Annotated in this window: 18 protein-coding genes and 1 pseudogene; 12 read left to right on the top strand and 7 right to left on the bottom strand. The window is 68.8% G+C overall.

Annotated elements, in window-relative coordinates:
- Nucleotides 1–2 precede the first annotated feature (2 nt).
- The 3 genes from FFI97_RS00445 to FFI97_RS00435 all read left to right on the top strand — a co-directional run bounded on the left by FFI97_RS00445 (nt 3) and on the right by FFI97_RS00435 (nt 2,623).
- Nucleotides 3–560 (top strand): RNA polymerase sigma factor, encoded by a 558-nt coding sequence (locus FFI97_RS00445; protein WP_139703103.1) that lies wholly within the window; start codon nt 3–5, stop codon nt 558–560.
- Nucleotides 561–620: 60 nt separating this feature from the next.
- Entirely contained in the window at nt 621–851 is a 231-nt protein-coding gene (locus tag FFI97_RS00440; RefSeq protein WP_139703102.1) for a hypothetical protein, read from the top strand.
- A 146-nt stretch (nt 852–997) separates the two neighbouring features.
- Nucleotides 998–2,623: a phospholipase D family protein gene (locus tag FFI97_RS00435; RefSeq protein ID WP_139703101.1), complete on the top strand. Its 1,626-nt coding sequence runs from the start codon at nt 998–1,000 to the stop codon at nt 2,621–2,623.
- 12 nt (nt 2,624–2,635) lie between these two features.
- On the opposite strand, the gene FFI97_RS00430 is transcribed toward FFI97_RS00435, so the two are convergent.
- From FFI97_RS00430 to FFI97_RS00415, 4 genes are all read right to left on the bottom strand, one after another.
- Nucleotides 2,636–3,142 carry a murein hydrolase activator EnvC family protein gene (locus FFI97_RS00430; protein WP_062480281.1) on the bottom strand — a complete coding sequence of 169 codons (507 nt, stop codon included), beginning with the start codon at nt 3,140–3,142 and terminating at the stop codon, nt 2,636–2,638.
- Nucleotides 3,143–3,255: 113 nt separating this feature from the next.
- Entirely contained in the window at nt 3,256–3,744 is a 489-nt protein-coding gene (locus FFI97_RS00425) for a CreA family protein (protein WP_062480278.1), read from the bottom strand.
- Nucleotides 3,745–3,755: 11 nt separating this feature from the next.
- Complete coding sequence (locus tag FFI97_RS00420; RefSeq protein ID WP_062480276.1) at nt 3,756–4,307, bottom strand: NUDIX hydrolase; 552 nt, start codon at nt 4,305–4,307, stop codon at nt 3,756–3,758.
- A gap of 20 nt (nt 4,308–4,327) precedes the next feature.
- Nucleotides 4,328–5,029, bottom strand: coding sequence for a fumarylacetoacetate hydrolase family protein (locus FFI97_RS00415; protein ID WP_070061132.1), 702 nt, complete (start codon nt 5,027–5,029; stop codon nt 4,328–4,330).
- Between the two features lie 166 nt (nt 5,030–5,195).
- Here FFI97_RS00415 and FFI97_RS00410 point away from each other — a divergent pair, with 166 nt between their 5' ends.
- From FFI97_RS00410 to pgeF, 3 genes are read left to right on the top strand one after another with little or no spacing between them, the layout of a single operon-like run.
- Nucleotides 5,196–6,104: a tetratricopeptide repeat protein gene (locus tag FFI97_RS00410; protein ID WP_139703100.1), complete on the top strand. Its 909-nt coding sequence runs from the start codon at nt 5,196–5,198 to the stop codon at nt 6,102–6,104.
- A gap of 23 nt (nt 6,105–6,127) precedes the next feature.
- Complete coding sequence (gene maiA / locus FFI97_RS00405; protein WP_062480269.1) at nt 6,128–6,766, top strand: maleylacetoacetate isomerase; 639 nt, start codon at nt 6,128–6,130, stop codon at nt 6,764–6,766.
- A 14-nt stretch (nt 6,767–6,780) separates the two neighbouring features.
- Nucleotides 6,781–7,533 (top strand): peptidoglycan editing factor PgeF, encoded by a 753-nt coding sequence (pgeF, locus tag FFI97_RS00400; protein WP_139703099.1) that lies wholly within the window; start codon nt 6,781–6,783, stop codon nt 7,531–7,533.
- Here the strand turns inward: pgeF and FFI97_RS00395 are convergent.
- Nucleotides 7,465–7,773 (bottom strand): hypothetical protein, encoded by a 309-nt coding sequence (locus FFI97_RS00395; protein ID WP_139703098.1) that lies wholly within the window; start codon nt 7,771–7,773, stop codon nt 7,465–7,467. The two genes, pgeF and FFI97_RS00395, sit on opposite strands and share 69 nt — an antisense overlap.
- Nucleotides 7,774–7,899: 126 nt before the next feature.
- Between FFI97_RS00395 and phaC the strand changes: the two genes are divergently transcribed.
- Nucleotides 7,900–9,672, top strand: a complete 1,773-nt coding sequence (gene phaC, locus FFI97_RS00390) for a class I poly(R)-hydroxyalkanoic acid synthase (protein WP_139703097.1) — start codon at nt 7,900–7,902, stop codon at nt 9,670–9,672.
- A 61-nt stretch (nt 9,673–9,733) separates the two neighbouring features.
- Complete coding sequence (locus FFI97_RS00385; RefSeq protein ID WP_062480264.1) at nt 9,734–10,912, top strand: acetyl-CoA C-acetyltransferase; 1,179 nt, start codon at nt 9,734–9,736, stop codon at nt 10,910–10,912.
- A 107-nt stretch (nt 10,913–11,019) separates the two neighbouring features.
- Here FFI97_RS00385 and FFI97_RS00380 read toward each other — a convergent pair whose 3' ends face one another.
- Both FFI97_RS00380 and FFI97_RS00375 read right to left on the bottom strand, forming a co-directional pair.
- Nucleotides 11,020–11,205, bottom strand: coding sequence for a hypothetical protein (locus FFI97_RS00380; RefSeq protein WP_139703096.1), 186 nt, complete (start codon nt 11,203–11,205; stop codon nt 11,020–11,022).
- Nucleotides 11,206–11,737: 532 nt separating this feature from the next.
- A complete protein-coding gene (locus FFI97_RS00375) occupies nt 11,738–12,649 on the bottom strand; it encodes a LysR substrate-binding domain-containing protein (protein ID WP_139703095.1) in 912 nt (303 codons plus the stop codon).
- 92 nt (nt 12,650–12,741) lie between these two features.
- Here FFI97_RS00375 and FFI97_RS00370 point away from each other — a divergent pair.
- The 4 genes and pseudogenes from FFI97_RS00370 (at nt 12,742) to FFI97_RS00355 (ending at nt 16,771) form a co-directional block, all read left to right on the top strand.
- A pseudogene (locus FFI97_RS00370) lies at nt 12,742–13,752 on the top strand (tripartite tricarboxylate transporter substrate binding protein).
- 35 nt (nt 13,753–13,787) lie between these two features.
- Nucleotides 13,788–14,678 carry a MaoC family dehydratase N-terminal domain-containing protein gene (locus tag FFI97_RS00365; RefSeq protein ID WP_139703094.1) on the top strand — a complete coding sequence of 297 codons (891 nt, stop codon included), beginning with the start codon at nt 13,788–13,790 and terminating at the stop codon, nt 14,676–14,678.
- 24 nt (nt 14,679–14,702) lie between these two features.
- Nucleotides 14,703–15,884, top strand: a complete 1,182-nt coding sequence (locus FFI97_RS00360; protein ID WP_139703093.1) for a CaiB/BaiF CoA transferase family protein — start codon at nt 14,703–14,705, stop codon at nt 15,882–15,884.
- Nucleotides 15,881–16,771 carry an HpcH/HpaI aldolase/citrate lyase family protein gene (locus FFI97_RS00355; protein WP_139703092.1) on the top strand — a complete coding sequence of 297 codons (891 nt, stop codon included), beginning with the start codon at nt 15,881–15,883 and terminating at the stop codon, nt 16,769–16,771. Before FFI97_RS00360 ends, FFI97_RS00355 begins: the two co-directional genes overlap by 4 nt.
- Nucleotides 16,772–16,787: the final 16 nt, after the last annotated feature.

The following is a 16,787-nucleotide window of genomic DNA, read 5'->3' as shown; positions in this document are numbered from 1 at the left end:
CCATGTCGCACGTCTGCCTGTTGCCCCGCGGCGATGCCGCGGGAGCCGCCCCTGCGCCACCGGATGTCCAGCAACTGCTGGTGGCGCACTACGCGCAACTGCACCGGCGGCTGTCGCTGCACCTGGGGTGTGCGGACGCCGCCACCGAAAGCCTGCACGATGCCTGGCTGCGCCTGGGCGAGGCCGCCTTCACGGACACCTTGCAGAACCCCGTGGCCTACATCTTCCGCGTGGCCTGCAATGCGGCGATGGACCGCCTGCGCGCCGAGCGCCCCTGGCAGTACGCCGGCGAGGCGGAGGACACGCTCGCGCAGGTGGCCGATCACGCGCCGGGGCCCGAGCTGATCGCCGAGGCGCGCTCCGACCTGAAGGCGGTCGAACGCGCGATGCAGGGGCTGCCGCACCGTCACCAGGACATCTTTGTGGCCTTGCGCGTGCACGAGCTGACGCGGCACGAGGTGGCCGTGCGGCACGGGCTGTCGCTCCGGCGGGTGGATTCCACGCTGCGCCAGGCGATGCAACGCCTGCCGTCGGGTCGCCGGTCAGGCATGCATGTCTAGGCGGTCTCTTTTGTATGCAATGTTTGCAAATGAAAACTAAAGGCCTATGATGAATTCATCATGGAATCGGCCCGACTCGATCTCCACGTTCCAGACGGCTGGACGGGATGGTTCGAACTCACGCGCACGCCGAAGGGCACTTACGCCGGCATCGCGGCGCTGAGCCTGGACGGCATCACGCGCTGCGCCCTGGTCATCACGCAGCAGCTGTCGTGGGACTCGGCCGTGGCGCGCGCGAACGTGCGCGCGGAGCATTTCGTGCGCCAGTGGTCGCCCGAGCGCGGGCACTGACACGCACCGGCGGGGCATTGAAAGCGCGCCGGCGCCGCGCATGGTAGAAACCGCCACCCGTGGGCGCGGTCGTGCATCGCGCCGCGCGGCAGCGGTGTCTTTCTCCCTTCGCTCCGTGCCCTTGCCCTCCCCATTTCCTGTCGTTCATGCAGAACCTGTTTGCCCGGGCTGACGTGCCGCGCGCCCGGTGGTTCGCCTGGCTGCTGTGCAGCCTGGCGATGCTCGTGCTCGCCGGTTGCGCCGGCCTGCCGACCGAGGTGGTGCGCAAGCCCTCCAGTGCCATCACCGACGGCGCGGACACCGCGCTGGGCCGCCTCGTGCAGGCCGCCGCGCCGCCGGGCGAGCCGCTCAGCGGCTTTCGCCTGCTGCCGATGCCGCAGTTCTCGCTGCATGCGCGCATCGAGCTGGCGCGCCGCGCGCAGCGCTCCATCGACGTGCAGTACTACCTCGTGCAGAACGACGAGACCGGCCGCTACCTGCTGCGCACGCTGCGCGACGCGGCCGACCGCGGCGTGCGCGTGCGCCTGCTGGTGGACGACCTGTACACGGCGGGCGCCGATCCGCTGTTCACCAGCTTTGCGTCGCACCCGAACGTCGAGGTGCGCCTGTTCAACCCGTTCCCGGCCGGGCGTTCGCGCTTCGGCACGCGCTGGGCGTGGTCGATCCTGGACTTCGACCGCGTGCACCGGCGCATGCACAACAAGCTGTTCGTGGTCGACAACACGATGGCGGTCATGGGCGGGCGCAACATCGCCAACGAGTATTTTTTGCGCGACGGGGGCTCCAACTTCATCGACATCGACACGCTGGTGGCCGGTGCCGTGGTGCCCCGGCTGTCCTCGCTGTTCGACATGTACTGGAACAGCCAATACGTCTATCCCATCGAGTCGCTGGTGCCGCGCGGCAACGCGTCGGCGCAGGCGCTGCGCGAGCGCTTCGACCGGCTCACCACGGGGCCCGAGACGCTGCACCCCGAAGAGCCCGAATCGACCGACCTGCTGGGCCACAACCCGCTGGCCAAGGACCTCAACGCCGGCAAGCTCGCGCTGAGCTGGGCGCGCGCCGAGGCGTACGCCGACGCGCCCGCCAAGGCGCTGGCACCCACCGACGAAGGGCGCGGGTTGCCGGCCGACCAGGCCGCCGACAGCGTGCTCTACAACGTGCAGCGCTACCTGCGCGGCGCACAGCACGGGGTCCTGTTGACCACGCCGTACCTGATCCCCGGGCGGGGCGGCATGGAGACGATGCAGATCGTGCGCGGCAATGGCGTGGGCTACACCATCGTCACCAACTCGCTGGCGGCCACCGACGAGTCGCTGGTGCACATCGGCTACCGCCGCTACCGCGCGCAGATGCTGCGTCTGGGCGTGGAGTTGTACGAGCTGAGCCCCAAGCGCGTGGAGCAGACCAAGCGCTTCGGCATCTACGGCTCGGCCAGCGGGCGGCTGCACGGCAAGTCGGCCGTGATCGACGGGCAGGTGGTGTTCGTCGGGTCGATGAACTTCGATCCGCGCTCGGCGCTGCACAACACCGAGATCGGCCTGTTCATCTTCAGCCCGCAGATCGCGCAGCAGCTGACCAGCCTGATCGGTTTCATGCGGCTGGACGGCGCCTACCAGCTTCAGCTGGGGCCGCGCGGCGGCATCGAGTGGGTGAACCCGGCGTCGGGCGACGGGGCGGACACCATCCTGCACACCGAGCCCGAGACCCATTTCTGGGCCCGCTGGCGGCTGGAGCTGCTGGCGCCCCTGGTGCCCGAAAGCCTGCTGTAACGGCTTTTACGTTTACTGCTGCAAACGGCCGTTGAGGTACGGCTCGGGATCGACGGCGGTGCCGTTCTTGCGGATCTCGAAATGCAGCTTCACGCGGTCGGATTCGCTGTTGCCCATTTCGGCGATCTTCTGGCCCTGGCGCACCACGGCGCCTTCCTTCACGAGGATGGTCTTCGCGTGGGCGTAGGCCGTGAGGAAGGTTTCGTTGTGTTTCACGATGACCATGTTGCCGTAGGAGCGCAGCTCGCCGCCCACGTACACCACGCGGCCGTCGGCCGAGGCCACGATGGGGTCGCCCAGGTTGCCCGCAATGTCCAGGCCCTTGTTGCGCACGCCGTCGAAGCGGCCGACGGTGGTGCCGGCGGCGGGGCGGATGAAGAGCGCCTGGCGCGGTGGCGGCGGCGTAGCGCCTGGAACAGGCTGCTGCGGCGGCGTGGGGCCGGGCGTGGTGCAGGCGGCAATGCCCCCAGCCACGAGCAGCGTGGCGGCGGTTCGGAAAACAAAAGTCTGAAGGTGCATGACGCTGTTGGAACGGATTCGTTGCGGAGGGTTCCGTCGAAGGCCGACATCTCGGTGTCGGCCGCTCGGACGATGCTAGCAAACTCGCATCGCCGAGCCCTTCAGCAGCCCCTTCACTTGAGCGGGATCGGCGTGCCGCGATCGACCGGCACGGCCGTCACGCTGTTCTTGGGCGAGCCGTCGATCAGCAGGTCGGAGTAGGTCAGGTAGACCAGCGTGTTGCGCTTGGGATCGACCATGCGCACCACGCGCAGGCGCTTGAAGAGCACCGACAGGCGTTCGCTGTAGACCTCTTCGCGCTTGGGCAGCGGCTGCGTGATGCTCACCGGGCCGACCTGGCGGCAGGCGATGGAGGCCTCGGCCTTGTCCTCGGCCACGCCGAAGGCGCCGGCGATGCCGCCGGTTCGCGCGCGCGAGACGTAGCAGGTGACGCCGCTGACCTTGGGGTCGTCGTAGGCCTCGACCACGATCTTGTGGTCGGGGCCGATGAGCTTGAAGGCGGTGTCGACCTCGCCGACCGTGTCCGCCTTGGCCGCCGAAGCCGCGAGTGCGAAGCCGAGGCTGGCGCCACAGAGGAGGGTGGCGCGCAGGGTCTTGAGCATGGGGAAATTTTTCAAACGATGCTGAGTTCGTGGACGCGGTCGAAGCTGCCGCGCTTGCGGTCTTCGAAGTAGTGTTCGAGCGCCTGGCGCACGGTGCGAAAGGCGATCTCGTCCCAGGGAATCTCGTCCTCGGTGAACAGGCGCGCTTCGATCGTCTCGTGGCCCGGGTCGAAGCGGTCGTCGAGCAGGCGGGCGCGATAGAACATGTGGACCTGGCCCACGCGCACCACGCTGATCACGGCGAACAGGCCCTCGATCTCGAAGTTCGCGCCGGCCTCCTCGTCGGTCTCGCGGGCCGCGCCTTCGGCGGTGGTTTCCTCGAGCTCCATGAAGCCCGCGGGCAGCGTCCACTTGCCCCAGCGCGGCTCGATGTTGCGCTTGCACAGCAGCACTTTGTCGCCCAGCACGGGGATGGTGCCCACCACGTTCAGCGGGTTCTCGTAATGGATCGTGTGGCAGGCCGGGCACACCGCGCGCTGCTTGGTGTCGCCGTCGTCCGGCACGCGGTAGACCACCGCCGTGCCGCAGTTCTTGCAATGCTTGATGGGTACGCGAAGGAGCATGAAGCGGGACCGCGCGGGCGTCAGACGATCTTGACGGTCAGCGCGGGCAGGCCCGCGACCTGGCCCACCAGTGTGTCGCCGGCCACCACGGCCGCGACGCCTTCGGGCGTGCCCGTGAAGATCAGGTCGCCGGGCTGCAGCTCCCAGGCCGCCGACAGGTGCTCGATGGTCTCGGCCACGTTCCAGATCAGCTTGCTCACGGTGCTGCGCTGGCGGTCTTCGCCGTTCACCTGCAGCGAGATTTCCGCCTGCTCGGCGTTGCCGGCCTGCGCCACGGGCACGATCGGGCCGATGGGCGCGCTCTGCTCGAAGCTCTTGCCGATGTCCCAGGGGCGGCCCTGCTTCTTCATGTCGTTCTGCAGGTCGCGGCGCGTCATGTCCAGGCCCACGGCGTAGCCGTAGATGTGCTTGTGGGCGTCGGCGGCTTTGATGTTCTTGCCACCGGTGCCGATGGCCACCACGAGCTCGATCTCGTGGTGCAGGTTCTTCGTGAGCGTGGGGTAGGCCATGGTGCCGGTCTGGCCCGCATCGACCGTCACCAGCGCATCGGCCGGCTTCATGAAGAAGAAGGGCGGCTCGCGGCCAGTGAAACCCATTTCCTTGGCGTGATCTTCGTAGTTGCGGCCCACGCAGTAGATGCGGTGCACCGGGAAGCGTGCGGGCTGACCGGCCACCGGCACCGAAACGGTGGCCGGCGGGGCGAAAACAAACTCGGAAGCCATGGGAAGGTGTCCTTTTTCAGCGAAGCGGGAGGGGAGACCGGCAGTGTGCCAGAGGCGGCACGGGCTTGCCGGCACGCCGGACTCGGGATTTTGCGGCGGCCCACAATAGGCGCTTCTGCGCGTTTCCCCGACCCCTTTTACGACCTCTTCTCTCCCTCGCTCCACCATGCCCATCCGACTCGGCAAAGCCGGCAAGGCCACCGCCTTCAACGAACTCGGCCGCGAACGCGACGAGGCCGGCGACCAGGACGGCGCCCTGGCCGCCTATGCGCAGGCCAGCGCCATCCATCCGTACTGGTCGGCGCCCTGGTACAACGCCGGGCTCATCCACAAGTACCGCGGCGACTGGGCCGCGTCGTTGCAGGCCAACGCCCGCGCCGTGCAGTGCGAGCCGGGCAACGAAGGCGCGCTGTGGAACCTGGGCATCGCGGCCACCGCGCTGGGCGACTGGCCCACGGCGCGGCGCGCGTGGCGCCAGTACGGCATCGGCATCCCGGACGGCGAAGGGCCGGTCGACTATTTCGTCGGTCTCACGCCGATCCGCGTGCATGGTGACGAAGGCACCGAGGTGGTGTGGGCCGACCGCATCGACCCGGCGCGCGCCATCCTGCGCAACGTGCCCACGCCCGCCAGCGGCCACCGCTACGGCGACCTGGTGCTGCACGACGGCGCCGCCAACGGCTACCGCCGCCGCGGCGAACGCGAGGTGCCGGTGTTCGACGCGCTCGCGCTGATCGCGCCGTCGGACCATGCGACCTACGAAGTCTTCGTCGAAGAGGTGCAGGCCGAGGCGATCGATGCGCTGGTGCGGCGCTTCGAGGAAGCGGGCCTCAGCGCCGAGAACTGGACCAGCAGCATGCAGGTGCTGTGCAAGGCCTGCTCCGAAGGCCGCCCCGACGACCAGCACAACCACGCGCCCGGCGAACCGCCCGCGGCCGAAGGGCCGTGGCACCTGGGCATCGCCGCACGCGAAGAAGCCGCGGCGCGCGGCCTGCTCGATGCGTGGCAGCAAAAACACCCCGAAGCCCAGCTGCGCGACTTCCGCTGCGCGCTCCCGGCCACATCACGCTCCTGAGAGGGCGCTATCCTCGAGAAATCATGAAGCTGCATAACTATTTCCGCTCCTCCGCCTCGTTCCGTGTCCGCATCGCCCTGAACCTCAAGGGCCTGGACTACGACTACGTGCCCGTGCACATCGCGCGCGGCGAACACCGCACCGGCCCGTACTCGGCGATCTCGGCCGACATGCTCGTGCCGCTGCTCGAGGACGAGGGCGAGCGCTTCTCGCAATCGATGGCCATCATCGAGTACCTGGACGAAACGCACCCCGAGCCGGCGCTGCTGCCCAGCGACCCGGTGGGCCGCGCCCATGTGCGCGCGCTGGCGCAGTCGATCGCCTGCGAGATCCACCCGCTGAACAACCTGCGCGTGCTCAAGTACCTCGTGAAGGAACTGAAGGTCGACGACGAAGCCAAGAACACCTGGTACCGCCACTGGGTGCGCGACGGCCTGCTGTCGTTCGAGCGCCAGCTCGCGCAGCACCCGGGCGGCACCTACTGCTGGGGCGACACGCCCACCATCGCCGACTGCTGCCTCGTGCCGCAGATCTTCAATGGCCGCCGCTTCGACTGCGACTTCAGCGGCCTGCCGCGCACCATGGCCGCCTTCGACGCCTGCATGAAGCTCGACGCCTTCCAGCGCGCGCAGCCCTCGCAGTCGCCCGACGCGGAACCCTGAGCCGGCGCGTCGCGATGAATCCGCAATGGCTGGTGCCCGAATGGCCCGCGCCGCCGAACGTGCGCGCGCTGTGCACCACGCGCGACGGCGGCGTGTCGACTGGGCGCTATGACAGCCTGAACCTCGGCGACCACGTGGCCGACGACGCCGCGCACGTCGCCGAGAACCGCCGCCGGCTGCAGCAAGCGATCGGCACGCGGCCGGTGTTCCTGCAGCAGGTGCATGGCACGGGGCTCGTGTCGCTCGACGATGCGGTGCACGACGGCACCGTCGCCGATGCCTGCGCGGCGACGACTTCCGCGCGCGCCTGCACGGTCATGGTGGCCGACTGCCTGCCCGTGCTCTTCACCGACGAACGCGGCCACCGCGTGGCCGCCGCGCATGCGGGCTGGCGCGGGCTGGCCGGCGGCGTGCTCGAGCAGACCGTGCGCGCCTTCGCGCAGGATGAAGGGGCGCCGCGCCTCATGGCCTGGCTCGGCCCCTGCATCGGCCCGAAGGCCTTCGAGGTGGGGGCGGAGGTCAAGGCCGTCTTCGAGGCGCAGTCGCCCGAGGCGGCGTCGTGCTTCACGCCCGCAGCAGGCGAAGGCAAGTGGCTGGCCGATTTGCCTGCGCTCGCGCGGCAGCGGCTGCATGCGGTGGGTGTCGCGTCGCTTCACGGCAACGACAGCGGCGATGCGTGGTGCACCGTCGCACAGCCGTCACGGTTCTTTTCGCACCGGCGCGACGGCGTCAGCGGGCGCTTCGCCGCGCTGGTCTGGAAGGTCTGAAGCCGCAGCCTCCGCGGCCGCGCGACGGGCGGCTTCCTGGGCCTGCGCCTCGTGTTCCTTGATCGCCCGCCGGCGCGCCGGCGTGGCCATCAGGTAGATCACCAGCGCCACCGGCGCGAGGCCGTAAAGAAGAAATGTGAAGATGGCGCCCAGCACCGTGCCCGTGGTGTTGGTGGCTTCGGCCACCGCCATCATCACGGCCACATAGAGCCAGCCGATCACGATCAAATGGATGAACACAGGCGCAGACGTTTTGTTTCAAGGGATTAGTGAAAGCGCGGCGTTGTGAGTGCCTTGCGAATGCAGCATACTCAAAACACGCAAGCCATCCGTTCGTATCGACCCAGGCCACGGCCAGGAGACATGATGAAGCAACAAGACACGGGGGCCGATGCGTTCGCGCCCTTTCAAAAAGCCCTCACGCAGGGCTGGACCCAGGCCATGGAGGCTTTCCAGAAAGCTGCAGGTCCAGGAGGTTCCGCCGCTTTCGACGTCGGCGGCACGCCGCTATGGCAATTGCCACAAATGGCGCAATTTCCGGGCGCAGCCGCCATGCCCGAGCTGCCCAAGTTCTCCATCGATCCCGAGCAGCTGCAGTCCATCCAGCAGCAGTACCTGAGCGACGCCACCGACCTGTGGCGCCGCGGCTTCGGTGCCCGGCCCGAGGGCGACAAGCGCTTTGCCGCCGAGGCCTGGGGCAGCAACCCGCTGGCGGCCTTCTCGGCCGCGGTGTACCTGCTCAACGGCCGCACCATGATGCGCATGGCCGAGGCCATCGACGCCGACGACAAGACCAAGGCGCGCCTGCGCTTCGCGGTCGAGCAGTGGATGGCCGCGGCCTCGCCCAGCAACTCGCTCGCCTTCAACGCCGAGGCGCAGAAGAAAGCCATCGACACGCAGGGCGAGAGCATCGCCAAGGGCATCCAGAACCTGCTGCACGACATGAAGCAGGGCCACGTCAGCATGACCGACGAGAGCGCCTTCGAAGTGGGGCGCAACGTGGCCACCACCGAAGGCGCCGTGGTGTTCGAGAACGACTATTTCCAGCTGCTCGAATACAAGCCGCTCACCGCCAAGGTGTACGAGCGGCCGTTCCTGCTGGTGCCGCCGTGCATCAACAAGTTCTACATCCTCGACCTGCAGCCCGACAACTCGCTCATTCGCTATGCGAACGAGCAGGGCCACCGCGTGTTCGTGGTGAGCTGGCGCAACCCCGACGAGTCGCTGGCCCAGGCCACCTGGGACGACTACATCGAGAACGCCGCCATCAAGGCGATCCACACGGTGCAGGAGATCAGCGGAAGCAAGCAGATCAACACGCTGGGCTTCTGCGTGGGCGGCACCATCCTGAGCACCGCGCTGGCCGTGCTCGCGGCGCGCGGCGAGAAGCCGGCCGCATCGGTCACGCTGCTGACCACCTTCCTCGACTTCAGCGACACCGGCATCCTGGACATCTTCGTGGACGAGCCCATGGTGCAGTATCGCGAGATGCAATTGGGCAAGGGCGGCCTGCTGCCGGGCGGCGACCTGGCCTCGACCTTCAGCTTCCTGCGCCCGAACGACCTGGTGTGGAACTACGTGGTCGGCAACTACCTCAAGGGCGAGACGCCGCCGGCCTTCGACCTGCTGTACTGGAACAGCGACGCGACCAACCTGCCGGGCCCGTTCTACGCCTGGTACCTGCGCAACACGTACCACGAGAACAAGCTGGCCAAGCCGAATGCGCTCACCGTGTGCGGCGAGAAGGTCGACCTGGGCAAGATCGACATCCCGGCCTACATCTACGGCTCGCGCGAAGACCACATCGTGCCCATCGGCGGCGCCTACACCTCCACGCAACTGCTCACGGGCAAGAAGCGCTTCGTGATGGGCGCCTCGGGCCACATCGCCGGCGTGATCAACCCGCCCGCCAAGAACAAGCGCAGCCACTGGCTGCGCGAGGACGGCAAGTTTCCCAAGACCCAGCCCGAATGGCTGGCCGGCGCGCAGGAGCAGCCGGGCAGCTGGTGGACCGACTGGGCACAATGGCTCAAGGGCCACGCGGGCAAGCAGATCCCCGCGCCCAAGGGCTACGGCAACGGCAAGGCCTACAAGGCCATCGAACCGGCGCCGGGACGCTACGTGAAGGCCAAGGCCTGAACGGGCGCCAGCTCCCGCAAGATCGCAACCGATTTCAAATCACCTCAACGGAGAGAACCTCATGGAAGACATCGTCATCGTTTCGGCTGCGCGTACGGCGGTCGGCAAATTCGGCGGCTCGCTCGCCGGCATTCCCGCCACCGAGCTGGGCGCCCTCGTGATCAAGGAAGTGATCGCGCGCGCCAACCTCACGGCCGACCAGGTGGGCGAGGCCATCATGGGCCAGGTGCTCGCGGCCGGTGCCGGCCAGAATCCCGCGCGCCAGGCCTGGCTCAAGGGCGGCGGCACCAAGGAAACGCCGGCGCTCACCATCAACGCCGTGTGCGGCTCGGGCCTGAAGGCCGTGATGCTGGCGGCGCAGGCCGTGGCCACGGGCGACTCCGAAATCGTGATCGCCGGCGGCCAGGAAAACATGAGCATGGCGCCGCACGTGCTGCCCAACTCGCGCAACGGCCAGCGCATGGGCGACTGGAAGCTGGTCGACACCATGATCGTCGACGGCCTGTGGGACGTGTACAACCAGTACCACATGGGCATCACGGCCGAGAACGTGGCCAAGAAGTACAACATCGACCGCGCCTCGCAGGACGAACTGGCGCTGGCCAGCCAGACCAAGGCCGCTGCTGCGCAGGATGCGGGCAAGTTCAAGGACGAGATCGTCGGCGTGAGCATTCCGCAGAAGAAGGGCGACCCCATCGTCTTCAACCAGGACGAGTTCATCAACCGCAAGACCAACGCCGAAGTGCTGGCCGGCCTGCGTCCCGCCTTCGACAAGGCTGGCGGCGTGACCGCGGGCAATGCTTCGGGCCTGAACGACGGCGCCGCCGCCGTGATGGTCATGACGGCCAAGAAGGCCGCCGCCCTGGGCCTAAAGCCGCTGGGCCGCATCGCCAGCTACGCCACCGCCGGCCTGGACCCGACCATCATGGGCATGGGCCCCGTGCCGGCGTCGCAGAAGGCGCTGCAACGCGCCGGCTGGAAGGCCGCCGACCTCGACCTGCTCGAGATCAACGAAGCCTTCGCCGCACAGGCCTGCGCCGTGAACCGCGAAATGGGCTGGGACGTGAACAAGGTGAACGTGAACGGCGGCGCCATCGCCATCGGCCACCCCATCGGCGCGTCGGGCTGCCGCATCCTGGTGACGTTGCTGCACGAAATGCAGCGCCAGAACGCCAAGAAGGGCATCGCTTCGCTGTGCATCGGCGGCGGCATGGGCGTGGCGCTGACGATCGAGCGCTGAGCCTGATCACCGGGTGAACCGGTACGGGGAGGGGAGACAGGGGCTCGCAAGGGCCGCTGCCTCCCCTCCCTTTTTTGTGCGCGCTGTTTGCGGGTTTCGCCTGCGGATTACTTCGACCGGTCTGAGTCCACGAGGTCCCAGGCCAGGCCCGCGAGCCAGCCGATGCCCACCAGCCACGCGCCGGCGTGCACCGTGTCGATGTCCGTCGGTGCCAGCCAATGAACCCCCAGGGCGATCAGCAGCCCGGCAACGGCGCCGAGGCAGGACCAGGGGGAGCTGAGGGCTTCGAGCATGTCAGGGCGACTGTAGCGACCCTCTTTCGCGCCTCGCATCGACCCGATTCGGCGTGCTGAGAACCTTTGGATTCATTTGGGCGACGGTCACCCGACTGGCTGACGCTCTTGTTCACCGCTCAAAAATTGAGCAAAGTGTGGAATCCCTTTGTAAAACAACAACTTGCATCCGTTTTACAAAGCTCCACCCGAGTTACCCCCAAAGTTGCCCACAGAAAGTGGGGATTGCAGTGGACTTCTTCACAACCCGCCGCAAGTCGTTGGTTTCAAAGGGCGGCCTAGCACAGGCCACCCCCTGTTTTTCCGCTTGACTTTCCTGTTTTCAAGCGATTTTCAGGCCCCTCGGCGGCCTGACTTGTGCACTGCAAAATTTTTAAGCAGACTAACTATTCCCTTTATAAAACAACAACTTGCGTTCGCTTTACAACGCTGCCCCTGACTTACCCCCAAAGTTGTGCACAGAAAATGGGGAAGACATCGGGTTTCTCACAAGCCGCCTGCAAGTGCCTGTTTTTGGCCGGAAAACGAGCCGTCAGCCGGTTTCGGCCTGCGCCTCGGCGTAGTGCTTGCACAAGGTCTCGACCAGCGCCTGGGCGTACACGGGCAGGGCGGCGCGGTCGCGCACGAGCAGGTAGCGCTCGCGCACGCACCACGGGTCGCTGAGCTCGACCAGCGCGAGCCCCATGCTCTCCTGGTTGCGCCGCGCGGCCGACTCCGGCACCACGCCGATGCCCACGCCGCTGCCGATCATCCGGCACATGGCGTCGAAGCTGCCGAGCTGGATGCGCAGCTTCTGGCGCTTGCCCAGGTGGTCGGTGATCTGCCCCAGGAAGGCCTGCAGCGTGCTGCCCTGCTGCATGCCGATGGCGTCTTCGTCGAGCGTCTCGGCGAAGGAGATGCGGCGGCGCCGCGCAAAGCGGTGCTGGCGCGCCGTGACGAGCACCAGCCGGTCGGTGCTGAAGTGGATGGTGTCCAGGCCCAGCGTGTCCATCTGGCCCGCGACGATGCCGATGTCGGCGCGCCCGTCGCGCACGCCGCGCGGGATCTGAGCATTCGGTTTTTCCTGAAGGTCGACGTTGATGCGCGGGTTGGCGGCCAGGAAGCCGGGCAGGATCTCGGGTAGGAAGTCGGTCACCGCCGTGGTGTTGGCGAACACGCGCAGGTGGCCGCGCAGGCCGCCGCCGTACTCGAGCAGGTCGGCGCGCAGCTGGTCGGCCTGGTGCAGCACCAGCCGGGCGTGGTGCAGGAAGGCTTCGCCCGGCGGCAGCAGGCGCACGCCGCGGGCCTCGCGCTGCAGCAGCTGCACGCCGGCCTGGGTCTCGAGCGCCTTGATGCGCGCGCTGGCCGCGGCCAGCGACAGGTGCTGGCGCTCGGCCGCCCGCGTGAGGTTGCCGAGTTCGGCCGTGGCCACGAACAGGCGCAGGTCGGTGAGGTCGAAGAGCATGGGGCGATGGTAGTCAAGCCTTCGGAATTTCAGAAGCCTGGGTTCCGAAATCGCAGATTGCGCCGGCGGGGCGGGCAGATGACCATGCGGCCATGGAGACACACGACACCACCCCCGCCTTGCGGCTTCGCGCCAAGGCGCTGATCGCCTTCGGCCTCGCCGCCACCGCCTTGCTGGCCGCCAACCCGGCCACCGCCCAGACCTACCCCTCGCGCCCCATCACGCTCGTCGTGCCGCAGGCCGCGGGCGGCACCAACGACATCGTCGGCCGCCTCGTGGGCCAGAAGCTCGGCGAGGTGCTGAACAACGCCAGCGTGGTGGTCGACAACCGCCCCGGCGCGGGCGGCAACATCGGCACGCAGCTGGTCGCCAAGGGCCCGAAGGACGGCTACACGCTGCTCATGACGATCAGCAGCAGCCAGGCCATCAACCCCGCGCTCTACAAGAACCCGGGCTTCGACCCCGAGAAAGACTTCTAGCCCGTCGGCCTGATCGGCGCCGTGCCCAACGTGCTGCTGGTGAACCCGTCGTTCCCCGCGAAGAACTTCGCCGAATTCCTGAAACTGGCGCGCGCGAAGGGCGCCAGCTACCAGTACGCCTCGGCCGGCAACGGCACGCTCAACCACCTGCTGGGCGAAATGCTCAACAGCATGGGCGGCATCTCGATGCAGCACGTGCCGTACAAGGGCGTGGCGCCCGCGCTCAACGACGTGCTCGGCGGGCAACTGCCGATCGTGTTCGCGAGCCTGCCTTCGGCGCTGGCGCACATCAAGGCCGGCAAGCTGCGCGCGCTGGCCGTGAGCGGCGAAAAGCGCTCGCCCGTGCTGCCCGACGTGCCCGCCATCGCCGAGCAGGTGCCGGGCTACAACGGCACGCTGTGGATCGGCCTGTTCGCGCCCGCGGGCGTGCCGGCCGACGTGCTCGCCACCCTGCAGGACGCCACGCGCAAGGCGCTCGCGGCCAAGGACCTGCGCGAGAAGCTCGACCAGCAGGGCGTGGAGATCGCCGCGCCCACCTCGCCCGAGCAGTTCTCGGCGCTGCTGCATGCCGACCTCGCCAAGTGGGCGCGCATCGTCAAGGCCTCGGGCGCCGCGGTCGACTGATCCATCGATTCATTTCTCTTCTTGCCACTCACGCCATGACTTCTCCCCTGATCGACGCCGAAGCCCTCGCGCACCTGCAGGCCTGGCAGGGCCGCAGCGAAACACTGCGCGACGACCTCACGGCTGCGCCCGTGCGCGGCTTGTCCGCCACGCTCGACCGCGACGACCCGCTGCCCGAGGCGGGCACGCGCCTGCCTGCGCTGTGGCACTGGCTCTACTTCCTGCCGCACCACCGCCAGTCGGAGATCGGCGAAGACGGCCACGCGAAGCGCGGCGGCTTCCTGCCGCCCGTGCCGCTGCCGCGCCGCATGTGGGCCGGCGGCCGGTTGACGTGGGAGCCGGGCAATCCGCTGCAGGTGGGCGATGCGGTCGAGCGCACGTCGACCATCGCCTCGGTCACGCACAAGGCCGGCCGCACGGGCGAGCTGGTGTTCGTGCTGGTGCGCCATGAAGTGCGCAACGCGCGCGGGCTCGCACTCACCGAAGAGCACGACATCGTGTACCGCGCCGCCGCCGCACCAGGCGAAGCCACGCCGCCGCCCACGCCCGCACCGAAGGACGCCACCTTCAGCCGCGACCTCGTGCCCGACGACGTGCTGCTGTTCCGCTACTCGGCGCTGACCTTCAACGGCCACCGCATCCACTACGACCGCCGCTACGTGACGCAGGTCGAGGGCTACCCGGGCCTCATCGTGCACGGGCCGCTGATCGCGACGCTGCTGGTCGACCTGCTGCGCCGCAACGCGCCGGCCGATGCGCAGCTCGCGCGCTTCGAGTTCCGCGCCGTGCGCCCGACCTTCGACATCGCGCCGTTCCGCGTGCACGGCAAGCCCGCCGAAGGCAGCACCGACGGCAAGACCTTCAGCCTGTGGGGCGAAGACGCCGACGGCTGGCTCACGATGCAGGCCACGGCCGTGCTCGCCTGACGCAAGGAAAGAAAGAAGAAGCCCATGACCAGACCCCTGGACGGCATCACCGTCATTTCGCTCGAACACGCCATCGCGGCGCCGTTCTGCACCCGCCAGCTCGCCGACCTCGGCGCGCGCGTCATCAAGGTCGAGCGCCGCGGCGGCGGTGACTTTGCGCGCGCCTACGACGAGCGCGTGAACGGCGAGGCCTCGCACTTCGTGTGGGTCAACCGCTCGAAGGAAAGCCTCACGCTCGACCTGAAGCAGCCTGCCGCGCTCGCCGTGCTGCAGGAACTGGTGGCCGGCGCCGACGTGCTGGTGCAGAACCTCGCGCCCGGCGCCGCCGCGCGCATGGGCCTGGGCGCGCAGGTGCTGCAGGAAAAACACCCCGCGCTCATCGTCTGCGACATCTCGGGCTACGGCGAAGACGGACCGTACCGCGACAAGAAGGCCTACGACCTGTTGATCCAGAGCGAGGCCGGTTTCCTCTCGGTGACGGGCACGCCCGACGACCCGTGCAAGTCGGGCAATTCCATCGCCGACATCGCGGCGGGCATGTACGCCTACACCGGCATCCTGGCGGCGCTGATGCAGCGCGGCAAGACGGGCAAGGGCTCGCACATCGACGTGTCGATGCTCGAATCGCTCGCCGAGTGGATGGGCTATCCGATGTACTACGCCTACGACGGCGCGCCGCCGCCGCCGCGCAGCGCCGCCTCGCACGCGACCATCTATCCCTACGGCCCGTTCCCCGCGGGCGACGGCGGCACCGTGATGCTGGGTCTGCAGAACGAGCGCGAGTGGCGCGCCTTCTGCGACAAGGTGCTGCTGCGCCCCGAGCTCGCGAGCGACCCGCGCTTCGACAGCAACGCGCGGCGCAACGAGCACCGCGAGGCGCTGCGTGCGCTCATCGTCGACACCTTCGGCGCGCTGAGTGCGGCGCAGGTGCTCGAACGGCTCGACACCGCGCAGATCGCCAATGCGCGCATGAACGACATGGCCGGGCTGTGGGCGCATCCGCAGCTGCAGGCACGCGAGCGCTGGCGCCAGGTGGGCTCGCCGGCCGGCGACATCCCGGCGCTGCTGCCGGCCGGTCGTCAGAGCGCGTTCGACTACCGCATGGACCCGGTGCCCGCGGTCGGCCAGCACACCGACGCCATCCTGCGCAGCCTGGGCCGCGGCGACGACGCGATCGCGACGCTGCGCGCGGCCGGTGCGGTATGAGCGGGCCCGCGAACACCGCGCTCGCCCTGGCGCGCGCCTTTCTCTTCGTGCCGGCCGACCGGCCGGAGCGCCATGCGCGGGCATTGGCCACGGGCGCGGGCGGCGTGATCATCGACCTCGAAGACGCCGTGGCGCCCGCGCGCAAGGCCGAGTCGTGCGATGCGCTCGGCGCCTCGCTGGCGGCGTTGCCCGCCGAAGGGCGAGGGCGACTGCTCGTACGCGTGAACGCCAGCGGCACGCCGTGGCATGACGACGACTGCGCGCGCGCGGCCGGCTGGATCGCCGAGGGGCGGATCGCCGGCATCGTGCTGCCCAAGGCCGAGCACGCCGACGAACTGCATCGGCTGGCCGCCACGGTCGGACCGAAGGCCGTGCTGGTGCCGCTCATCGAATCGGCCGCGGGGCTCGCGGCGCTCGATGCCATCGCGGGTGCGCCGCAGGTGCTGCGGCTGGCCTTCGGCCATCTCGATTTCCAGGCCGACCTCGGCATGGCCTGCGATGCCGACGAGGCCGAGCTGGTGCCCGTGCGCCTCGCGCTCGTGCTGGCCTCGCGCCGCGCCGGGCTGGCCACGCCCATCGACGGTGTGTCGCCGGACTGGCGCGACGCGCAGCGGCTCGCCGCCGACACCGCGCGCGCCCGGCGCGGCGGCTTCGGCGCCAAGCTGTGCATCCATCCCGAGCAGGTCGCGCCCGTACAGGCCGCGCTCGGGCCCACGGCCGACGAGGTGGCCTGGGCGCACCGCGTCACCGAGGCCGTGCGCGCGGCCGGCGGCGGCGTCGTGAGCCTTGACGGCCGCATGGTCGACGGGCCCGTGGTGCGGCTGGCCGAGCGCTGGCTGGCGCTGGCCGGGCCCCACGGTCCGGGCGATTCATCCGTGACGCACTGATCCACAGAGAAACCAC

The organism is Variovorax sp. KBS0712 (assembly GCF_006323185.2).
Lineage (GTDB): Bacteria > Pseudomonadota > Gammaproteobacteria > Burkholderiales > Burkholderiaceae_C > Variovorax > Variovorax boronicumulans.
The sequence above is the reverse complement of the archived record's forward strand: the minus strand, read 5'-3'. Positions and strand labels throughout refer to the sequence as shown.